The sequence below is a fragment of the Lactococcus sp. S64 genome (assembly GCF_016516525.1).
In the GTDB taxonomy this organism is placed as follows: domain Bacteria; phylum Bacillota; class Bacilli; order Lactobacillales; family Streptococcaceae; genus Lactococcus; species Lactococcus lactis.
This window is the reverse complement of record NZ_JACVUQ010000029.1, coordinates 1-880: the sequence shown is the minus strand read 5'-3', so window position 1 is coordinate 880 and position 880 is coordinate 1. Positions and strand designations below refer to the sequence as shown.

Below are 880 nucleotides of genomic sequence, written 5' to 3'. Positions count from 1 at the left end.
GATTTGATCTACAAAGTCATTTCAACAGATGAATCAAGCTGGCAAGCCCCCGCAGAAAGTACGTCTGACTGTCCGATTGGCCTCGCTTTTACAGGCGAACAAAATATTGCCAACTCTGACGGAAACTCGATTGTCGCCCTCTACTACGGGGCAAATAATGTCAATCTCAATTATCAAATCGTCGTACATAATACGAATTTTCAAATCCCTGTTCTCGCCTCTTTTATCACAACGGATATTGATATGGCCCAAGGAGTCAAAACCAATCTTGCCAACCTTTTAACGGTCATTCCAAAGACCACTAACCTTGCGACAGATAGTTCTAGTATTATTTATGATACAACAATTCCTGATACCGACTTGAACGGTCAAGCTAGTCTCCCTTATGGCGGTTATCTGGGTGTTGGTTTTCTGTCAAATTTTGACTATGATTTTTACAGCCCAGCACCAGCTCGTAGTGAAAATTCCTACCAATATTCGCAAGGGGTTCGCTATGACCTCTTTGGTTCAGCGCTTCAAGCACATTTGGCGACCCAAGTCCGGGATATTGTTTATCTTAACTATTATGATGCGGACGAAAACAATCAGCTTATCGTTCCCCAACATCAATTTATCTGGTTTCCAAATGTTTCTTGGAATGTACCAGCCAGTAAATTCCCACATTATGCTTATGGACAAGAAAGTCAGCACAGAAATGGGAACACAATAATAGTTGGTGATTATTATCACATCCAAAGTACCGTCACTTATGATTACTATGGTACGGACGGTATTTATCTAGGACAACAATCAACTACTGGACTTTATGGACATTCTTATTCGGTCAATGTCCCTTATCAATTTGGCAATTACTATATCGAAGGAAGCACGACGCGGTCTG

General features: G+C 41.2%; 1 pseudogene. It reads left to right on the top strand.

Annotated features, from left to right (window positions below):
* Positions 1–880, top strand: a pseudogene (locus IAE51_RS12000) (cell wall anchor protein); the annotation flags it as partial.